We start from the raw sequence: 4,634 nt of genomic DNA, 5'->3' as shown, positions 1-4,634 counted from the left end.
CCTCCGCCATGATGTCCGGGACGTGGAGCAGCACGGCGATGCGGCCGTCCTCCAGCGCCGCGGTGCCGGCGATGAAGGGCGCGCCCTTGAGGAACTCGCCGCCGCAGGGCTTCACGGCCACCTCGCGCTCGTCCACGAAGCCGTCCACCACCAGCGCCGCGTGGTCCTCGCCGTGACGCACCACCACCGCGGGCGGTTTGTCGAAGCGGTTGCCGCCGTTGAGGCCGAGCAGCGGCCCCAGCGCCACCAGCGCCGTGGGCTTGCCCCGGTGCCGCACGGCCAGCGTGCCGAAGATCTCCAGCCGGTCATCCGGCTTGACGCGCATGACGGCTTCCACGTCCGCGGCGGGCATGCCGTAGACGTCGTCGCCCAGGCGCACCAGCAGCACCTTCATCAACGCCAGCGACTGCGGCAGGCGCAAGGTGATGGTGGTGCCACGGCCGATGCGGCTGTTCACGCCCACCGAGCCGCCCAGCATCTCCACCTTGCGCTTCACCACGTCCATGCCCACGCCACGGCCAGACAGCTCGCTGACCTGGTCGCGGGTGGAGAAGCCGGGGCGGAAGATGAGCTCGATGGCCTCGCGCTCCGACAGCGCCGCGGCCTGCACGGCGTTGATGAGCCGCTTGGAGATGGCCGCCTGGCGCAGCCGCTCCGGGTCGATGCCGCGGCCGTCGTCCTCCACCTCGATGTGGAGCATGTCGCCGTCCACGCGCACGCGCACGCGGATGCGGCCGTTGAGCGGCTTGCCCAGCTGCTGGCGCGTGTCCGGGGACTCCACGCCGTGGTCCACCGAGTTGCGCAGCAGGTGCACCAGCGCGTCGCGCACGTCGGCCAGCATGGACCGGTCCACGCCGATGTCGGCGTTCTCGATGACCAGGTCCACTTCCTTGCCCTGCGTGCGCGACATCTCCCGGACGGCGCGCGGGAAGGCGTCGAACACGGTGGCCAGCGGCACCAGCCGGGCCTCGGCCACGTGGTCCGCCATCTTCGCCAGGTTGCCGTGCAGCGTGTTGATGCCGTCGTCGTTGCGGCGCACGAAGCGGAACGCGTCGTCGCGCAGCATGTGGAGGTCGCTCTCCACGCGGTCCAGCTGCTCGCGCACCTCGTTCGAGATGTCGACCTCTTCCGCCAGCCGGAGGAAGCGGTCCCCCAGGCGGCTGAAGCGCTCGAACAACGCCTCCGTCTCCGAGCTGCGCAGCCGGCCGCGGGCGCTCTCCACCAGCAGGTCGCCCGCGAGCAACCCCAGTGAGTCCAGCACCTCCACGTTGACGCGGATGCTCCGGTCGGCCACCGCGGACTTCGCGGCGCTCGGGGCCTCCTCGTCACGGCCGTGCGCCCCGACCGCCGGCGGCGCGGAGGCAGCGGCGTGCGCCACCGCTTCGGCCCCGGGGGCCCGAGGCGGGGCCGCGGCCACCGGCGCCTGCACGGGCGGCGCGGCGACGGCCGCCGGCGCGGCGACAGGCGGCGGCGCGGGAGGAGGCGCGGCGGGCCGCGCGCCAGCGATGGCCGGCGGCGTCTGACCGGAGACCTCCGCGAGCATGCGGACCATCTCCTCGCTGGCCGGGTTGCCCGTGTTGGCGCCGGACAGGTCTTCGTTGAGGTCGGAGAGGACGTCGCACGCCCTGAGCAGGACGTCGGTGGCCACCTCGGTGGCCGTCTTGCCCTCCCGCTCGGCGCGCAGCACGTCCTCGGCGGCGTGCGCCAGTTGCCCGATGGCGGCCAGACCCAGCATGCGGGCCTCGCCCTTCATCGTGTGCAGCTCGCGCGCGACGTCCTCCGCGGCCTGGTCCGCGGTCTCCTTCTCCAGGTCCAACACCCCCAGCTGAATCTTCTGGAGTCGGTCGGCGGTGACCTCCTGGAACTTCTTCAGGAGGGATTTCTTGAGAGCCTCGGTGTCCATGGCCAACGTACGCCCCTCCCCTTCCAGGAAGCGCTAGTCGGCCTTGAACCGCTTGATGAGCTCGGCCAGCCGTCCGGCCAACTGCGTGAGCTCCGCGGCCGCGCCCGTGGCCTGCTTCGAGGCCTGTGTCGTCTGGCGCGTCACGTCCTCGATCTCCGCCATGGAGGCCACCACCTGCTCGGTGGCCGTGCGCTGCTGCTGCGTGGCCAGGTTGATGACGCGGGCCGCGTCGCTCGTCTCCTGGACGCCAGCGAGGATGCCTTCCACGGCCTGCGCGGCCACCGCGCCCAGCTTCTCACCGGACTCCGTGGCGGCCTTGGACGCCTCGGCGGCGCCGGCCGCGGCGGCCGTGGCCTCGCGAATCTCGGTGATGAGGTTCTTGATCTCCTTGGTGGAGTCCAGGACGTTCTCCGCCAGGCGCCGCATCTCCGCCGCGACGATGGAGAAGCCCTTGCCGGCCTCACCCGCGCGGCTGCCTTCCAGCGCCGCGTTCAGCGCCAGCAGGTCGGAGCGGTCCGCGATCTCGTCGATGACCTCCACCACCGTGCCAATGCGCTCCACGCGCTTGGACAGCTTCGCGATGGAGTCCGCCACCGCGACGCCGTCGCTGCGGATCTGCTGCATGGCCTGGATGAACTCGCCAATGGCGCCCCGGCCCGCGCGCGCCGCGCCCAGCGTCTCCTCCGCCACGCGCGCCACGCTGCCCGCGTTCTCCGCGATCTGCGCCGACGCGTGCTTCAGCTCCTCCATGGTGGCGGTCGTCTCGTGGATGGCCGCCGCCTGCTCCGTGGAGGACGTCTCATGCTGCGTGGAGGCCGCCAGCACCTGGTTGGCGGACGAGGACAGCCTCAGGGCCGCCTCGTTGATCTCCCGCACGAAGGTGCGCAGCGTCTCAATGACCTTGCCGAAGCCCTCCAGCAGGGGCCCCAGCTGCGGGTCTTCGGTGGTGGTGTTCCACCGGGACAGGTCGCCCTCGCGCACCAGGCCGATGAGCGCGTCCAGCGCCTGGTCAATCTCCTGCGCCGCCACGTGCTTGCGGTGCTCGGAGGCCGCGAACTGGTCCAGCACCTGGTTGAGCAGGTGCGCCAGCTCCGCGCCGGACTCGCCGACCAGCTCCTTGGGCACGCGGGCCTGGAGGTTGCCGGAAAGCACCGTCAGCAGCGTGTCGGTGATGGCCTTGGTGGATGGCGGGGTCGACGCCGCGTTCGTGGCGCCGGCCTTGGAGGCGGGGGCCTTCCGGGCGCGAGCCTTGCCTGCGGGCTTCTCGTTGGGGGTGTCCAGGGACATGTGTCTCAGTGCCTTCCTTGAGTCCTTGCGGTTTCGACCAGATCGATGAGCAACACGGTGCGGGCCTCTTCCAGGCACACACCGACTGCGTAGGCTGCGGCGCCGGCCGTGGGAGGCATCCGGCGCAAGGAATTGACGGGGATGGAGCGCACGCCGTGCACGGCGTCCACCTTGAGGTGGGCCTCCCCCTCCGGGGTGTCGAAGACGATGGCGCGCCCGCCGCGGTGGAGCAGGCCCAGCTCCGGCAGCGTGAGGTCCTCCGGCAGCGAGCGGTCGATGCGCAGCACCTGGGACGCATCCGTGCCGTAGAGCGTGGCGCCGATGTCGAAGAAGAGCAGGTCCACCTCCTCCTCCTTCTCATGGAGGGCGTCGTCGTTCACCGCGCCACCGCCCGCTGCCGCGCCGTCTGGAGCAGCTTGGAGAAGTTGAGGAGGTTGATGGCCTCCTGGTTGCCGCTGGCCTGCACCACGCCCAGCAGGTGCTCGGCCGCGGCGTCCCCCCCCAGGGGCGGTGGGAGGATCTCCGAGACGGGGATGCGGCGCAGCCCCAGCACCGTGTCCGCGACGACGCCGGCCACGTAGCTGCCCGTGACGCCGACGAACAGGCGGGTGCGCGGGCCGATGCGGGCCTCTCCCTTGGAGAGGAAGCGCAGCAGGTCCAGCACCGGGAGCACCTCGCCCCGGTGGCCGGTGACGCCCATGATGAAGGACGGGGTCCGGGGCAAGGGCGTGAGCAGACCGGCCCGAAGCACTTCGAGCACGTTCTCACTGGGCACGCCCAGGCGCAGGTCGCCCACGCGGAAGCAGAAGAACTCCTGCTCCGGCCGGGCCTGGGCGGCCAAGGCGCGGTCCGGAGCCATCCGGAGTGCTCGCTGGAGGGGAGTCGAGGTCGTGGTCAAGGCGCCAAAGTATCCGGAGGCGGCGAATAGCGGTCAAGAGGACCCGACGGACAGCCCGCCTGGTCGCCGTTTCGATGGTCCGCGCTGCACCAAAGGTGTAGGGTTCCACCGCGAAGCCCTTGAGGAGGACGATGTCGCGCGTACTGGTCATTGATGACAGCCCGATGCTGGTGGAGCTCACCGTCCGGGCGCTCACCGCCGCCGGCTACCAGGCGAGCGGCGCGCAGGACCTTGCCAGCCTCGAGCAGAAGCTCGCCGAGGGGCCGTTCTCGCTCATCCTCATGGACGTCAACATGCCGGAGATGTTCGGCGATGACGTCGTGGAGTACCTCCGCCGGCAGAAGAAGGTCACCGCGAAGCTGGTCCTCTACTCCGACATCTCCGAAGCGGAGCTGGACGGGAAGACCAAAGCGTCGGGGGCGGACGGCTACATCCTGAAGAGCGGCGGGCTCGAAGCCGTGCTCGGCGGGGTCATGGGTCTGATTGGCCCCCCTGCCCTGGGCATCCCCACCGCCGTGCCCGCTCCGGCCGCGGCTCCCGCGGCGG

At 71.2% G+C, this 4,634-nt stretch carries 5 protein-coding genes; 1 reads left to right on the top strand and 4 read right to left on the bottom strand.

The features are described from left to right. The 4 genes from G4D87_RS34005 to G4D87_RS33990 form a co-directional block, all read right to left on the bottom strand. Window positions 1-1,903, bottom strand: a 1,903-nt coding sequence (locus G4D87_RS34005) for a chemotaxis protein CheA (RefSeq protein WP_163786835.1), incomplete at its 3' end; no start/stop codon positions are given. Window positions 1,904-1,936: 33 nt separating this feature from the next. After that, window positions 1,937-3,190, bottom strand: coding sequence for a methyl-accepting chemotaxis protein (locus tag G4D87_RS34000; RefSeq protein WP_163786834.1), 1,254 nt, complete (start codon window positions 3,188-3,190; stop codon window positions 1,937-1,939). A gap of 5 nt (window positions 3,191-3,195) precedes the next feature. After that, the gene (locus tag G4D87_RS33995) at window positions 3,196-3,570 is read right to left on the bottom strand and encodes a Frizzy aggregation protein FrzB (protein ID WP_163786833.1); all 375 of its coding nucleotides are present in this window, start codon (window positions 3,568-3,570) and stop codon (window positions 3,196-3,198) included. Next, window positions 3,567-4,049 carry a chemotaxis protein CheW gene (locus G4D87_RS33990; RefSeq protein WP_163786836.1) on the bottom strand — a complete coding sequence of 161 codons (483 nt, stop codon included), beginning with the start codon at window positions 4,047-4,049 and terminating at the stop codon, window positions 3,567-3,569. Before G4D87_RS33990 ends, G4D87_RS33995 begins: the two co-directional genes overlap by 4 nt. A gap of 170 nt (window positions 4,050-4,219) precedes the next feature. Between G4D87_RS33990 and G4D87_RS33985 the strand changes: the two genes are divergently transcribed. Further along, on the top strand, window positions 4,220-4,634 hold a 415-nt coding region (locus G4D87_RS33985), incomplete at its 3' end, for a response regulator (RefSeq protein ID WP_163786832.1).

Source organism: Myxococcus vastator, from assembly GCF_010894475.1.
Classification (GTDB): Bacteria; Myxococcota; Myxococcia; order Myxococcales; family Myxococcaceae; genus Myxococcus; species Myxococcus vastator.
The sequence above is the reverse complement of the archived record's forward strand: the minus strand, read 5'-3'. Positions and strand labels throughout refer to the sequence as shown.

Coding starts and splice junctions, on each gene's coding strand:
- G4D87_RS34000 (WP_163786834.1), bottom strand. CDS start 3,190: ATGTCCCTGGACACCCCCAACGAGAAGCCCGCAGGCAAGGCTCGCGCC.
- G4D87_RS33990 (WP_163786836.1), bottom strand. CDS start 4,049: ATGGCTCCGGACCGCGCCTTGGCCGCCCAGGCCCGGCCGGAGCAGGAG.